Consider the following 12,519-nt stretch of genomic DNA (forward strand, 5'->3'; position numbering starts at 1 on the left):
GCCCCGTGCAAGGCGCGGGGCCGCTTTCATCCAGAGGCGCAACTGATACAGCGGGTGGCGGTCAGATCGACCTCCAGCCGCTTGTCGGCGATTTCCTCGCCGCAATCCTCGCACCAGCCGAACTCGTCCTGCTCCATCCGTGCCAGGGCCCTGTGCAGCCGCTGCGTTTCGGCATCGCGTCTTGCCTGCGTGGCCCGCGCCATCGCCTGCGACTGCAGGGCGTCCATGCGGCTGAGGCGGCCAACCGCTTGCTGGTCAAGCTCGACCACCGCCTGTCCTTCCAGGCCGCGCGAATCTTCTGCCGACAGTTCGGCCAGCCGCGCCATTATCAACCTGCGGAAACGGTCATTCCTGTTCATGATCTCCTCCATCACGGCTTTGCAATTGGCGTCGCGCGCCTATCTGGTATAGTCAAGCACGGCCCAAGGAGGAAACGCCATGCCAACCACCCGCGCCAAACTGGCCGAGCTTGACCCGGTCTGGAGCCAGATTATCGAGGAAGGCCATGTCGCCATCCGTGACGAACCGCTTCTGGGCGGTCTGATCCATTCCAGCGTGCTGCACCACGGCACGATCGAGGCGGCGCTGGCCTATCGCACGTCTTTGAAGCTGGCCTCGGGCGAGATGTCCGAGCAGATCCTGCGCGAGATTTGCGATCAGGCCTATTCCGAAGACCCTGAATTGGCCGCAGCGGCGCGGGCCGATATCGTGGCCGTTTACGACCGTGACCCGGCCTGCCACCGGTTCCTGCAACCGCTGATGTTCTTCAAGGGCTTCCAGGCGGTGCAAAGCTACCGGGTCGCCAACTGGCTGTGGCGTCAGGGGCGCAAGGATCTTGCCTATTTCTTCCAGATGCGCTGCTCCGAAGCGTTCGGGGTCGATATCCACCCCGCCGCACGGATTGGCCGGGGCATCATGATCGACCACGCGCATTCCATCGTCATCGGCGAGACGGCAGTCGTGGGCGACAACGTGTCGATGCTGCATTCGGTGACGCTGGGCGGGACCGGCAAGGAAGAAGAGGACCGGCATCCCAAGATCGGCGACGGCGTGCTGATCGGGGCAGGGGCCAAGGTTCTGGGCAATATCCATGTCGGCAACTGCTCGCGCATCGCGGCGGGATCTGTGGTGCTGGACGAGGTGCCCGCTTGCAAGACCGTGGCGGGTGTTCCTGCGCGGATCGTGGGCGAGGCGGGCTGCGACCAGCCCTCCATGTCCATGGATCAGATCCTGCGATCCGGCGCCTGAACCGGGCAACCGGCATGTCCCCATCGCGGGGCACCAGACACATGATTTTTGTTTGCACGCAAGGGCGTAAGGCGGTTTCGAAGCTGCTTTACGCCCTCGATGTCTGTTCAGGTCGCAGGACGTCCTGCGGATCGTGGCGCCGGTCGCGTCACGCCAGCATAGTTAGCGGGTTTTCCAGATTGTCCTTGATTGCGGCCAGCAGTTCCGCACCAAGCGCGCCGTCGATGACCCGGTGATCGACGCTGAGCGTGACGGACATGACCGTGGCGGTGGTTAACTCCCCATCCTTGCCGACGACGGGTTTGCGGATCCCGGCGCCGACCGCGAGGATCGCCCCGTGAGGCGGGTTGATCACCGCGTCGAAATTCTCGATCCCGAACATTCCAAGGTTGGAAATCGCAAAGCTGCCGCCCTGATATTCATGCGGGGCGAGCTTGCGGTCGCGGGCACGGCTTGCGAGGTCTTTCATCTCGGCCGAAAGGGCCGACAGGGTCTTTTGATCGGCATCTTTCAGCACTGGCGTGAACAGCCCGCCCTCGATCGCCACGGCCACGGCGACGTCCGAAGGGGTGAGTTGCAGGATGCGGTCCCCCGCCCAGACGGCGTTTGCCGCAGGCACTTGTTGCAGGGCCACGGCGCAGGCCTTGATGATGAAGTCGTTGATGCTGAGCTTGATGCCGCGCGCGCTGAGCTGTTCGTTCAGCTGGGCGCGGAATGTCATCAGGGCATCAAGGTGGATGTCCCGGCGCAGGTAGAAATGCGGGATCTGCTGTTTGGCTTCGGTCAGGCGCGCGGCGATCGTTTTTCGCATGCCGTCCAGCGCGACTTCGGTATGGGGACGGTCGGCATAGATTTTCGCGACCTGCGAAGAGGAGATTGATGGGGCGGGCGCGGCGGCAGGTTCAGATGTTTGTGGCTCCGCAGCGGGTGTTGCGGTCGTGGAGCTGGGCTGCGCGTTTTCGACATCCGCGCGGATGATCCGCCCATGCGGGCCAGAGCCGGTGATCTGCGCCAGATCGATGCCCTTTTGTGCCGCGATGCGACGGGCCAGCGGCGAGGCGAAGATCCGGCGGCCATCGGCTGCCTTTGGTGCGGGAGCGACATCAGCCTGCGGCGCGGTCGCAGGCGCGGTCGCAGGCGCGGGCGCCGTACCGGGCGCGGCCATTGGTTCCGGCGCGCTGGCAGCGGCGCCGATGTCAGCAGCGCTTTCGCCCTCTTCCAGAAGCACCGCGATCGGGGTGTTGACCTTCACCCCTTCGGTGCCCTCTGTGATCAGGATGCGCCCCAGAACGCCTTCGTCAACGGCTTCGAATTCCATCGTGGCCTTGTCGGTTTCGATCTCCGCAAGGATATCGCCAGAGGCCACCGTGTCGCCTTCCTTGACCAACCATTTGGCAAGCGTGCCTTCCTCCATCGTCGGGCTGAGGGCGGGCATCAGGATTTCTGTCGGCATCGGTCAGGTCCTCTTTGACGGTGCGCCGTGGGTGGACGGCAGGACATGGGGGCCAGCCCCCACAGCCCCGGAATTTGTTTGCCAGCAAGAGGCAGGGGCATCTTCGATCAGGGTCAGGATGTCGTAAGGTCGGCGCGGGGTGCCGCCTTGCGCAAGCTCTTTGATGGCGCGGCGTAGGGCCTGGCGGTGAGCCGCGATCCACTCATAGGCTTCCTGATGGGACGGGCGGCTGCCGGGGCGCAGGCTCGGGATCAGGCATTCCGGCAACCAGGCGCGCACAGTCGCGTCCTGCACGCGGATGCACAGGCGGTAGGCTTCGCGGGCGGGATCGCGGCCCTGAACCTCGACCCCTGTCATGGTCGCGATCCAGCGGTTTGAGGGGCGCGCGCCAGTCTCATCGGTAGGTAACCTTGCGCACGGCGTCGATAACCTCCTCGGTCGTCAGAAGCGCATGCCTTTCGAGGTTGGCGGCATAGGGCATCGGGACATCCTTGCCGGTGCAGTTGATGACCGGCGCATCAAGCCAGTCGAACGCCTCTTGCATCAGAACGGCAGAGATGTGGTTGCCAATGGCGCCTACGGGGAAGCCTTCCTCGACGGTCACGCAACGGTTTGTCTTCTGGACCGAGGCGATAACAGTGGCAGTGTCCATCGGGCGCAGGGTCCGCAGATCAATCACTTCTGCATCAATCCCGTCTTCGGCAAGTTTTTCAGCGGCTTCCAGCGCGTAGCTCATCCCGATACCAAAGCTGACAATGGTCACGTCGGACCCTTCGCGCCAGATCCGGGCCTTACCGAAAGGAACGGTGAAATCATCAAGTTTCGGCACATCGAAACTGCGCCCGTAGAGGATTTCATTCTCAAGGAAGATCACCGGGTTCGGGTCGCGGATCGCGCTTTTCAGCAGGCCCTTCGCATCGGATGCGGAATAGGGCATGACGACTTTCAGCCCGGGGATATGCGCGTACCATGCCGCGTAATCCTGACTGTGCTGGGCGCCGACACGGGCGGCCGCACCGTTCGGGCCACGAAAGACGATGGGACATCCCATCTGGCCGCCGGACATATACAGCGTCTTGGCGGCAGAGTTGATGATCTGGTCAATCGCCTGCATGGCGAAGTTGAAGGTCATGAACTCGACAATGGGCCGCAGCCCGCCAAAAGCCGAACCCACGGCGATGCCGGTAAAGCCATGTTCCGTAATCGGCGTGTCGATCACCCGTTTGGAGCCGAACTCGTCAAGCAATCCCTGGCTGATCTTGTAGGCGCCCTGATACTCGGCAACTTCTTCGCCCATCAGGAACACCTCGCCGTCGCGGCGCATCTCTTCGGCCATGGCGTCGCGCAGGGCTTCGCGCACGGTCTGTTGCCGCAGCTCCGTGCCTTCGGGCCAATCGGGGATCAGGTCGGGCTCTGGATGGGTCTTCGCAGCGGCCGGCGCGCTTTCCGAAGTAAGGGTCTTGTCGGCGGGGGCGGGTTGCTGGCTTTGCGCGCTGTCGACCGTGGCAGAGGCGGCATCTTCGCCTTCCTCCACCAGCATGGCGATCGGGGTGTTGACCTTCACACCCTCGGTTCCTTCGGCAATCAGGATGCGGCCCAGAATGCCCTCATCGACGGCTTCGAATTCCATCGTGGCCTTGTCGGTCTCGATCTCCGCGATAATGTCGCCGCTGCTGACGGTATCGCCTTCCTTTACCAGCCATTTGGCGAGCGTGCCTTCCTCCATCGTGGGCGACAGGGCGGGCATGAGGATTTCGGTGGCCATGATTACTCTTCTCCCTCGGCGGGCGTGATGAAGCCCACGATATTGCCTTCGCCATCTTCGACATAGGCTGCACGACCGATGCCGGGATAGTCGGTGGGCGGCAGCGCCTCGGCCCCGCCATGCGCCAGTGCCCAGGTATAGCGGTCATCGCAATCCGCCACCTCGAACGTCAGGGTACACCCGCGCACCGGCATGCCCGGTTCGGGGGCGGGGCCCATACGCTTCATCAGACCGCCCGACAGAGGTGCCGCTATGCCGGGGCCAGAGATCAAGGAATACTCTACCTCTTCCGCGCCGCGCATCGGGTCGAATTTCCAGCCGAAGAGCCCGGTATAGAACGCCTTGGCGCGGGCCGTGTCCGTGGCGTGAATTTCGAAATGCGGCATCAGGTGGCCTCCGCGTAAATATCGGTCCAAAGCTCCTCGAGCGCGGGTTCCGGGCTTTCCTTCGCAAATTCGGCGCTGGCATTGACGACGGCCTTGATCTCCTTGTCGATCGCCTTGAGATCGTCCTCGCTCGCATGCTTGCCCTCGATCAGCATGATGCGCACATGCTCGATCGGGTCGCGTTCTTCGCGCATCTTCTGCACCTCTTCGCGGGTGCGGTACTTTGCGGGGTCGGACATGGAATGCCCGCGATAGCGATAGGTTTTGATCTCAAGGATATAGGGGCCTTTGCCCGCCCGGCAGTGGCCGACAGCCGTCTTGCCCGCGACCTTGACAGCCAGAACATCCATGCCGTCCACGACCTCTCCGGGGATGCCGAACGCCTCGCCGCGGGTGTGCAGATCGGGGGTGGAGGTGGAGCGTTGCTGTGCAGTCCCCATCGCGTACTGGTTGTTTTCAATGACAAAAACCACCGGCAGCTTCCACAGTGCGGCCATGTTGAACGTCTCGTAAACTTGGCCCTGATTGGCCGCACCATCGCCGAAATAGGTGAAGGTCACGCGGCCATTGTCGCGGTACTTGTCCGAGAATGCGAGCCCTGCGCCAAGCGGAACCTGCGCACCGACGATGCCGTGGCCGCCGTAGAAATGTTTCTCCTTGGAGAACATGTGCATGGAGCCGCCCTTGCCCTTGGAATAGCCGCCTTCACGGCCCGTCAGCTCTGCCATGACGCCGTTGGGATCCATGCCGCAGGCCAGCATGTGGCCGTGGTCTCGGTAGGAGGTGATGCGTTTGTCGCCATCCTCTGCCGCGGCCTCCAGCCCGACCACGACGGCCTCCTGTCCGATGTAGAGATGGCAAAAGCCGCCGATCAGTCCCATGCCATAAAGCTGGCCGGCCTTTTCTTCGAACCTGCGGATCAAGAGCATGTCGCGATAGAATTGCGTCAGCTCTTCGGACGAGACATTGGGCTTGGGGGTGGTTTTCCGGGCAGCCATGTGCGAGCCCCTCCATCGGCTGAATGGTTTAACCTTAAGCGTTTTTCATCAGCGTAGTGGGGCGTGGCAGAACTGACAAGTCCGATGCGCGGGAATTCGGTTGCAAGCATGGGGGATGAGCGCTTTGCGGCCGCCAGATATGTGTCGGGGCGACGAGGGGCCCCCACCCGGAACACGGGCGCGGGGAACGGCGTTGGGCGGTCAGCGCACCACGATTTCGTCGGCGCGGATCAGGCCCAGCACATCGCGGGCCTGTTCATCCAGCAGATCGAGGTCAAGGAAATCATCCGACAGCCTGCGGGTCAGGTTCTGCATCCGCGCGACCTCTGCTTCAAGCTCTGCAAGCTCTTCGGCAAGGTGCTGCGCTTCGACATTGATCTCTGCACGGCGGAAAAGACCATAGTCCCCCTGAACCGCCGCAAACGTGAAGTAGATGCCAAGGCTGAAGGCCACGGCAAAAAAGATCAGGACGCCAAAGGCGGGACGGTTTCTAAGGATGCTCATGCTCTGCCTCACTGCGCTTCTCTGAGCGCTTTCAGGCACTATTGCACGGGCGAATCATGCTTGTGAATCTTTCTCGGATGCAGAATCCCGAAAAAAATTCCCCGTGTTTTTGTGGCAACTATGGAAGGGCCCGGCGCAGGCGCTGGTCATTACACAATGCGTGCGCCGGGCCGGGGGATCAGCCGCGTCCCTTGTAGATTTCGATCAGCTTTCCAAGCATGTCGAGCGCGTCTTCACGCGAGCGCTGGAAGCTGTTGCGCCCGATGATCGACCCGTTGCCGCCGCCGTCGCGGATGGCGCGCGCATCGTCATACACGCTGTCGGCGCCTTTCTTGGCCCCGCCCGAGAACACCATGATCCGGCGTCCGGCAAAGGCGGAATCCATGCAGTGACGGACCCGTGCGGCCTGGGTCGCGATGTCGATGCCTTCGGATTCGTAGACCTTCTTGGCTTCGGGCAGGGACAGGTGGTCGGTCGAAAGCTTGATCTTGATGACATGGGCGCCCAGCAATGCCGCGATCTGTGCAGCATAGGCGGCGATGTCGATGGCGGTTTCGCCGTCCTTGTCCAGCGCTTCGCCGCGCGGGTAGGACCAGATCACCGTGGCGATGCCTTTGGCGGCGGCTTCGCGGCGCATCTCGGCGATTTCCTCGAACATGCCAAGGCCCGCGGAAGAGCCGGGATAGATGGTAAAGCCGATGCAGCCCGCACCGATCCGCAGGGCGTCATCCACGCTGGCGGTGATGGCCTGGGATTTGGGCTGCTCGGACGGCATCAGCGAATTGGCGCTGTTGACCTTCAGGATGGTGGGGATCTGGCCTGCAAACGTGTCCGCGCCTGCCTCCAGCATGCCCAGGGGGGCAGCAAATGCGTTCAGCCCGGCATCGATGGCCAGCTTGTAATGGTAATGCGGGTCATAGGCCGGCGCGTTCGGGGCAAAGCTGCGCGCAGGCCCGTGTTCGAAACCCTGATCGACGGGCAGGATGATCATCTTGCCGGTGCCGCCCAGCTTGCCGGTCATAAGCATCCGGTTGAGGTTGGCCTTCACACCGGGTGTCTCGCCTTCATAATTGGCCAGGATCTTTTGAACGGTACGCGTGGATTTCATGACTTTCGTGCCCTTTTCGCAGCAGCAGTGAATTCAATACCTTTCGCATAGGCGGAGGCTGCGCGGCTTGCAACGATGGTGGCGCTAACAGTGCAAGTGTTTGCGCCAACAGTGTTAATCTGTGGCAAGAGACCGGTGAGCGGGCGGGTTTACCCAAGGAAAAGGCCGGTATGACCCGGCCCTTTTTGGTGCTGCATTTTGCAAGATTTGTTAGGTCAGCCCAACGCCGCGACGCCGGGCAGGGTCTTGCCTTCCATCCATTCCAGAAACGCACCGCCCGCGGTGGAGATATAGGTGAAATCCTCTGCCGCCCCGGCCTTGTTCAGCGCGGCTACCGTATCGCCACCGCCCGCGACAGAGGTCAGCTGACCTGCGCGGCTAAGCTCTGCGGCCTTGGCAGCAGCGGCATTGGTCGCGGTATCAAAGGGTTCGATTTCGAAGGCGCCGAGCGGCCCGTTCCAGATCAGCGTCTTGGCGCTTTCCAGAGCCGTTGCGATGCGGGCCACCGTGTCGGGGCCTGCGTCAAGGATCATGGCATCTGCAGGGCAGTCGCCTGCAGCCACGGTCTCATTCTCCGCCCCGGCCTTGAATTCGCGCGCCACGACGACGTCAGAGGGCAGGATGATCTCGCAGCCCGCAGCCTTGGCCTTTTCGACGATCTCCAGTGCGGTCGGTGCCATTTCATGTTCGCAAAGCGATTTGCCAACATCCACGCCTTGGGCGGCGAGGAAAGTGTTGGCCATGCCGCCGCCGATGACCAGATGGTCGACCTTGGCCACCAGATTGCCCAGCAGATCAAGCTTCGTCGAGACTTTGGCGCCGCCGACCACCGCCACGACAGGGCGTTGCGGCTGGCCTAGTGCCGCCTCCAACGCGCTGAGTTCAGCCTGCATCAGGCGACCGGCGCAGGAGGGCAGCAGCCGGGCCAGCGCCTCGGTCGAGGCATGCGCGCGGTGAGCGGCGGAAAAGGCGTCGTTGCAGTAGACGTCGCCAAGCCTCGCCATCTGGGCGGCAAGCTCCGCGTCGTTCTTTTCCTCGCCGGCGTGGAACCGGGTATTCTCGCACAGAAGGACCTGTCCGGCCTGCAGCGCATCAACGGCCGCCTCTGCCGCGGCGCCCACGCAATCGGCGACAAAGACGACATCCGCGCCAAACGCAGCTTCAAGCGCGGGCACAAGCGGTTGCAGGCTCATCTCCGGCACGCGCTTGCCCTTGGGGCGCCCGAAATGCGCCAGCAGGATCGGCTTGCCGCCCGCATCCAGAATGTCGCGCACGGTGGGGACGATCCGTTCGATCCGGGTGGCGTCGGTGACGCGGCCATCCTCGACCGGCACGTTGATATCCACACGCACCAGCACGCGCTTGCCATTGATGTCCATTTGATCGAGCGTTTTCCAGGCCATGGGGCGTTCCTTTTCTGCCTTGGGTTGCCCTTGTTCTGACCAACACGGGCGGGCAGGTCAATGCACACGCTTGGCAATTGCGCGCAGCAGGCTTAGGTAACACGCCAAATGCATGAGAGGAGCCAGACAATGGCAGACATCAAAGACCCCGAAAACACCATCCTGATCGAGCTGAAGGGTGGCACCGTCACCATCGAGCTGCTGGCCGACGTGGCGCCGAAACATGCCGAGCGCATGAAAGAGCTGGCGCGCGCGGGCGCCTATGACAACGTGGCCTTCCACCGCGTGATCGACGGTTTCATGGCACAGACCGGTGACGTGCAGCACGCCAACATGGAAAAGGATTACAATCCGGGCCGCGCGGGCACCGGCGGATCGGACCTGCCGGACCTGCCTGCCGAATTCTCCAAGCTGCCGCATGACCGGGGCACTCTTGGCGCCGCACGCAGCCAGAACCCGAATTCGGCCAATTCGCAGTTCTTCATCAACTTCAAGGACAACCATTTCCTGAATGGTCAGTACACGGTTTACGGCCGCGTGATCGAAGGCATGGAACATGTCGACGATATCACCAAGGGCGAGCCGCCGGCGAATCCCGACCGTATGATCTCTGTCAAGGTGGCCGCAGATGCGTAAACTCGCATTGGCCCTGATGCTGGCAGGCTCGCCGGTATTGGCCACGGAAATGACGATCGAGGTTGCGGGCGGCACCAGCGGCACCGTGACGATCGACCTTTTCGAGGATGTGGCCCCCAAACATGTGGAGCGTATCGCGACACTGGCAGAGCAGGGCGCCTATGACGGCGTGGTGTTCCACCGCGTGATCGATGGGTTCATGGCCCAGACCGGTGATGTCGAATTCGGCAAGCTGGGCGGCGATATGCGCATGGCCGGGCGCGGCGGATCGGATATGCCAAACCTGCCTGCGGAATTCTCTGACCGGCCATTCGAACGCGGTGTCATTGGCATGGCGCGGTCGCAATCGCCCGACAGTGCCAATTCGCAGTTCTTCATCATGTTCGCGCCGGGTGATTTCCTGAACGGTCAGTACACGGTCGTCGGAAAGGTCACCTCTGGCATGGATGTGGTTGACGCGATCAAGCGCGGCGAAGGCCCAAATGGCGCGGTGATCGGAGAGCCTGACCGCATGGCGAAAGTCACCGTCTCCCGCTAGGGTTTGCCAATCTGGAAACGAAAGGCCGCGTCCGGGTCGTCCGGGTGCGGCTTTTTTCTGTCAAATGGCCTCGCGCCCATTGGGCGGAGCGTCTTACAATGACAGCCGTCGCGGCGATCAGTCTATGAATGCCCGGCACAGACGCGCGGCGGCGGTCACGCCGTCAATCACGTTGACAGAGAGCTTGCGGCGCATCTCCTCCACGATTGTCACCGCGCCGGAACAGCCCAGGATGATGTTTTCAATCCCCTCGGGCAGGGTGCGGGCTGCGGCCTCGAATGCTTGAGCTGCCTGGTGCGGGTCGTGATCCAACATCAGGACCGGAACATCCGCCGCCAGAACCTGCCGGACGGTCGCAGTCTGGCCCTGCGCGCGGATATTGGCCTTGATCACCGGGACGGCAGCCTTCACGGTGGTGACCACCGCTGTCGGGCCCGACAGGAGGCTCGCCAGAATATAGCTTGCCTGACCGATCCCGATCACCGGACATTCTGCGATCTTCTGGGCCTGCTCCAGCCCGGTATCGTCGAAACAGGCAAGGATGATGGCCGATGCCCCGCCGTCCGAGGCTTGCCGCACGAGATCGAGCAGCGGCGGCACGGCCAGCGCGCCATCTTCGGCCCCTTCAATGGCGGCCGGCCCGTAGTCAGAGGTCCAGCCCTCGAATTCAATTTCCGGCGCGGCCTTGCGCGCGGCGGCCAGCGCGCTTTGCGTCATCGCCTTCGTGCTGTTGGGGTTGATCACGAACACGGTCATGGCTCAGACCATCCCCTTGCCCGCGTCAGAGCTGCGATCCTTCCGGCGGGAGGCAAGCCAGACGGTCAGAAAGAAGATCCCGATCACGACGAGCGAGAAGAGGGTCGTGAGCGTCCCCAGCGCAAAGATCACGGGTGTGGTCACATTGGTGGTCATGCCGAAAATCTCCAGCGGGAGCGTGTTGTAGCTGCCCGCTGTCAGAAGCGTGCGCGCAAATTCATCATAGCTGAGCGTGAAGCCGAACAGCGCGACACCGAGCAGGGAGGGCGCGATGATGGGCAGAACGACATGCGCAAAGGTTTGCCAGGGCGTTGCGCCAAGATCGCGGGCGGCCTCCTCATAGCTTTTGTCGAAGCGGTTGAAGACGGCGAACATGATCAACAGGCCAAACGGGATGGTCCAGGTCAACTGGCTGCCAAAACCGGAGCTGGACCAATGCACGGGAAACCCAAGCTGGTTGAAGATCAGCCCGACCCCGAGGGAGATCAGGATCGACGGGATCACCAGTGATGCAATGGTCAGGTAAAAGAGCATCGTCGCCCCCCGGAACCGTTTGCGGAACGCCAGCCCCCCCAGCACGGAGACCACCACGGTCGTCACCATCACCATCAGCCCAAGCGCGAAGGACCGGCGGAAACTGCCCCAGATGTCACCGACCGCCTGTTCCTCGAACAGGTTGCGGAACCAATGCAGGGAGACGCCGTTCATCGGGAATGTCAGCCCGCCCTGCGGCCCCTGAAAGCTGAGAATGCCTATCGTGATGATGGGACCGTAAAGAAACAGGACGAACAGACCGAAAAAGGCGGCAAGGATATAAAAGCTGCGGCTGCGCGACCCCATGGCTCAAAGCTCCTTTCGGATGTCGACCAGCCGCAACAGCAGTGCGATCACGATCAGGACGGTGCAGAGAAGAACTACCGCGGTGGCGGAGGCCGAAGGGTATTGCAGCAGGCTGATGTCATTCGAAATCAGGCGCCCGACATTGGCGCGTTGCGATCCGGACATGAAGCGGACGGTGATGAAATCACCCATGACCAGCGTGGTGACGAAGATGGTACCAATCATGATCCCCGGCTTGCATAGCGGGATGATGACATGGCGCAGGGTCTGCGCGGCACTGGCCCCGTTGTCGCGCGCAGCCTCGATCAGCGCGCGGTCGATCCGCATCATGGAATTGAAGATCGGCACCACCATGAACAGCGTGTAAAGATGCACGAAGGCCAGTATCACGCTGAAATCGCTGAATAACAGCCATTCAAGCGGCTCGTCGATGACACCCCAGCTGATCAGCGTGGAATTGGCCAGACCGTTGCGCCCCAGGAAGGGAATCCAGCTGATCATGCGGATGATGTTTGAGGTCCAGAACGGGATCGTGCACAGAAGGAAAAGGGCTATCTGCCATTTCAGCGTGCGTACTTCGAAGGCAAGGAAATAGGCCACCGTGAACCCGATCAGCAGGGTCAGCGCCCAGGTGATGGCGGCATATTTGAACGTGTTCAGGAACACGGCATAGGTGACGGGTGAGCCGAACAGGAACTGGTAATTGTCGAACTGGAAGGCAGGGTAGATCGAATATTCGGTTGCCCCCCAGAAACTGACGATGACGATCATGACAATCGGGGCCACGAGGAACCCCACCATGACAAGCGCCATCGGGGCGGCCTGAAGCCAGGCGGTGATCTGTCTGCTCATATTCCGGTGTCCGGTCTGTCTGGGAAAGCAGG

Annotated in this window: 15 protein-coding genes; 3 read left to right on the forward strand and 12 right to left on the reverse strand. The window is 62.2% G+C overall.

Annotated features, from left to right (window positions below; all coding sequences use genetic code 11):
• Nucleotides 1-26: 26 nt before the first annotated feature.
• Nucleotides 27-359: a TraR/DksA family transcriptional regulator gene (locus EDD52_RS10570; RefSeq protein ID WP_243651896.1), complete on the reverse strand. Its 333-nt coding sequence runs from the start codon at nt 357-359 to the stop codon at nt 27-29.
• A 79-nt stretch (nt 360-438) separates the two neighbouring features.
• Between EDD52_RS10570 and cysE the strand changes: the two genes are divergently transcribed.
• On the forward strand, nt 439-1,248 hold the full coding sequence (gene cysE, locus EDD52_RS10575; RefSeq protein WP_132244681.1) for a serine O-acetyltransferase: 810 nt from the start codon (nt 439-441) through the stop codon (nt 1,246-1,248).
• A gap of 148 nt (nt 1,249-1,396) precedes the next feature.
• Here the strand turns inward: cysE and EDD52_RS10580 are convergent, their stop codons facing one another.
• The 8 genes from EDD52_RS10580 to EDD52_RS10615 form a co-directional block, all read right to left on the reverse strand.
• On the reverse strand, nt 1,397-2,701 hold the full coding sequence (locus EDD52_RS10580; RefSeq protein WP_132244683.1) for a pyruvate dehydrogenase complex dihydrolipoamide acetyltransferase: 1,305 nt from the start codon (nt 2,699-2,701) through the stop codon (nt 1,397-1,399).
• 3 nt (nt 2,702-2,704) lie between these two features.
• Nucleotides 2,705-3,058, reverse strand: a complete 354-nt coding sequence (locus EDD52_RS10585; RefSeq protein WP_207906009.1) for a hypothetical protein — start codon at nt 3,056-3,058, stop codon at nt 2,705-2,707.
• A gap of 37 nt (nt 3,059-3,095) precedes the next feature.
• Nucleotides 3,096-4,466 (reverse strand): pyruvate dehydrogenase complex E1 component subunit beta, encoded by a 1,371-nt coding sequence (locus EDD52_RS10590; protein ID WP_132244684.1) that lies wholly within the window; start codon nt 4,464-4,466, stop codon nt 3,096-3,098.
• A gap of 2 nt (nt 4,467-4,468) precedes the next feature.
• Nucleotides 4,469-4,852: a VOC family protein gene (locus EDD52_RS10595; protein WP_132244686.1), complete on the reverse strand. Its 384-nt coding sequence runs from the start codon at nt 4,850-4,852 to the stop codon at nt 4,469-4,471.
• On the reverse strand, nt 4,852-5,850 hold the full coding sequence (gene pdhA / locus EDD52_RS10600; protein ID WP_132244688.1) for a pyruvate dehydrogenase (acetyl-transferring) E1 component subunit alpha: 999 nt from the start codon (nt 5,848-5,850) through the stop codon (nt 4,852-4,854). Before pdhA ends, EDD52_RS10595 begins: the two co-directional genes overlap by 1 nt.
• A 201-nt stretch (nt 5,851-6,051) precedes the next feature.
• Entirely contained in the window at nt 6,052-6,354 is a 303-nt protein-coding gene (locus tag EDD52_RS10605; RefSeq protein WP_132244690.1) for a septum formation initiator family protein, read from the reverse strand.
• 178 nt (nt 6,355-6,532) lie between these two features.
• Entirely contained in the window at nt 6,533-7,462 is a 930-nt protein-coding gene (locus EDD52_RS10610; RefSeq protein WP_132244692.1) for a class I fructose-bisphosphate aldolase, read from the reverse strand.
• A 215-nt stretch (nt 7,463-7,677) separates the two neighbouring features.
• The gene (locus EDD52_RS10615; RefSeq protein WP_132244694.1) at nt 7,678-8,865 is read right to left on the reverse strand and encodes a phosphoglycerate kinase; all 1,188 of its coding nucleotides are present in this window, start codon (nt 8,863-8,865) and stop codon (nt 7,678-7,680) included.
• Between the two features lie 129 nt (nt 8,866-8,994).
• Here EDD52_RS10615 and EDD52_RS10620 point away from each other — a divergent pair, with 129 nt between their 5' ends.
• Both EDD52_RS10620 and EDD52_RS10625 read left to right on the forward strand, forming a co-directional pair.
• Nucleotides 8,995-9,501, forward strand: a complete 507-nt coding sequence (locus tag EDD52_RS10620; RefSeq protein ID WP_132244696.1) for a peptidylprolyl isomerase — start codon at nt 8,995-8,997, stop codon at nt 9,499-9,501.
• Nucleotides 9,494-10,039 carry a peptidylprolyl isomerase gene (locus tag EDD52_RS10625; protein ID WP_132244698.1) on the forward strand — a complete coding sequence of 182 codons (546 nt, stop codon included), beginning with the start codon at nt 9,494-9,496 and terminating at the stop codon, nt 10,037-10,039. The genes EDD52_RS10620 and EDD52_RS10625 overlap by 8 nt, the downstream gene beginning before the upstream one ends.
• A 117-nt stretch (nt 10,040-10,156) precedes the next feature.
• Here EDD52_RS10625 and EDD52_RS10630 read toward each other — a convergent pair whose 3' ends face one another.
• The 3 genes from EDD52_RS10630 to EDD52_RS10640 are packed head-to-tail and all read right to left on the reverse strand — an operon-like array spanning nt 10,157 to nt 12,487.
• Nucleotides 10,157-10,795 carry an aspartate/glutamate racemase family protein gene (locus EDD52_RS10630; protein WP_132244700.1) on the reverse strand — a complete coding sequence of 213 codons (639 nt, stop codon included), beginning with the start codon at nt 10,793-10,795 and terminating at the stop codon, nt 10,157-10,159.
• 3 nt (nt 10,796-10,798) lie between these two features.
• Nucleotides 10,799-11,635, reverse strand: coding sequence for an ABC transporter permease (locus EDD52_RS10635; protein WP_132244702.1), 837 nt, complete (start codon nt 11,633-11,635; stop codon nt 10,799-10,801).
• 3 nt (nt 11,636-11,638) lie between these two features.
• Nucleotides 11,639-12,487: an ABC transporter permease gene (locus EDD52_RS10640; protein ID WP_132244704.1), complete on the reverse strand. Its 849-nt coding sequence runs from the start codon at nt 12,485-12,487 to the stop codon at nt 11,639-11,641.
• Nucleotides 12,488-12,519 lie beyond the last annotated feature (32 nt).

This window comes from Primorskyibacter sedentarius (genome assembly GCF_004342065.1).
GTDB lineage: Bacteria > Pseudomonadota > Alphaproteobacteria > Rhodobacterales > Rhodobacteraceae > Primorskyibacter > Primorskyibacter sedentarius.

What these genes read in the sequence shown, in the direction of transcription:
- EDD52_RS10570 (WP_243651896.1), bottom strand. Translation starts at nt 359, where the DNA reads ATGAACAGGAATGACCGTTTCCGCAGGTTGATAATGGCGCGGCTGGCC.
- cysE (WP_132244681.1), top strand. Translation starts at nt 439, where the DNA reads ATGCCAACCACCCGCGCCAAACTGGCCGAGCTTGACCCGGTCTGGAGC.
- EDD52_RS10580 (WP_132244683.1), bottom strand. Translation starts at nt 2,701, where the DNA reads ATGCCGACAGAAATCCTGATGCCCGCCCTCAGCCCGACGATGGAGGAA.
- EDD52_RS10585 (WP_207906009.1), bottom strand. Translation starts at nt 3,058, where the DNA reads ATGACAGGGGTCGAGGTTCAGGGCCGCGATCCCGCCCGCGAAGCCTAC.
- EDD52_RS10590 (WP_132244684.1), bottom strand. Translation starts at nt 4,466, where the DNA reads ATGGCCACCGAAATCCTCATGCCCGCCCTGTCGCCCACGATGGAGGAA.
- EDD52_RS10595 (WP_132244686.1), bottom strand. Translation starts at nt 4,852, where the DNA reads ATGCCGCATTTCGAAATTCACGCCACGGACACGGCCCGCGCCAAGGCG.
- pdhA (WP_132244688.1), bottom strand. Translation starts at nt 5,850, where the DNA reads ATGGCTGCCCGGAAAACCACCCCCAAGCCCAATGTCTCGTCCGAAGAG.
- EDD52_RS10605 (WP_132244690.1), bottom strand. Translation starts at nt 6,354, where the DNA reads ATGAGCATCCTTAGAAACCGTCCCGCCTTTGGCGTCCTGATCTTTTTT.
- EDD52_RS10610 (WP_132244692.1), bottom strand. Translation starts at nt 7,462, where the DNA reads ATGAAATCCACGCGTACCGTTCAAAAGATCCTGGCCAATTATGAAGGC.
- EDD52_RS10615 (WP_132244694.1), bottom strand. Translation starts at nt 8,865, where the DNA reads ATGGCCTGGAAAACGCTCGATCAAATGGACATCAATGGCAAGCGCGTG.
- EDD52_RS10620 (WP_132244696.1), top strand. Translation starts at nt 8,995, where the DNA reads ATGGCAGACATCAAAGACCCCGAAAACACCATCCTGATCGAGCTGAAG.
- EDD52_RS10625 (WP_132244698.1), top strand. Translation starts at nt 9,494, where the DNA reads ATGCGTAAACTCGCATTGGCCCTGATGCTGGCAGGCTCGCCGGTATTG.
- EDD52_RS10630 (WP_132244700.1), bottom strand. Translation starts at nt 10,795, where the DNA reads ATGACCGTGTTCGTGATCAACCCCAACAGCACGAAGGCGATGACGCAA.
- EDD52_RS10635 (WP_132244702.1), bottom strand. Translation starts at nt 11,635, where the DNA reads ATGGGGTCGCGCAGCCGCAGCTTTTATATCCTTGCCGCCTTTTTCGGT.
- EDD52_RS10640 (WP_132244704.1), bottom strand. Translation starts at nt 12,487, where the DNA reads ATGAGCAGACAGATCACCGCCTGGCTTCAGGCCGCCCCGATGGCGCTT.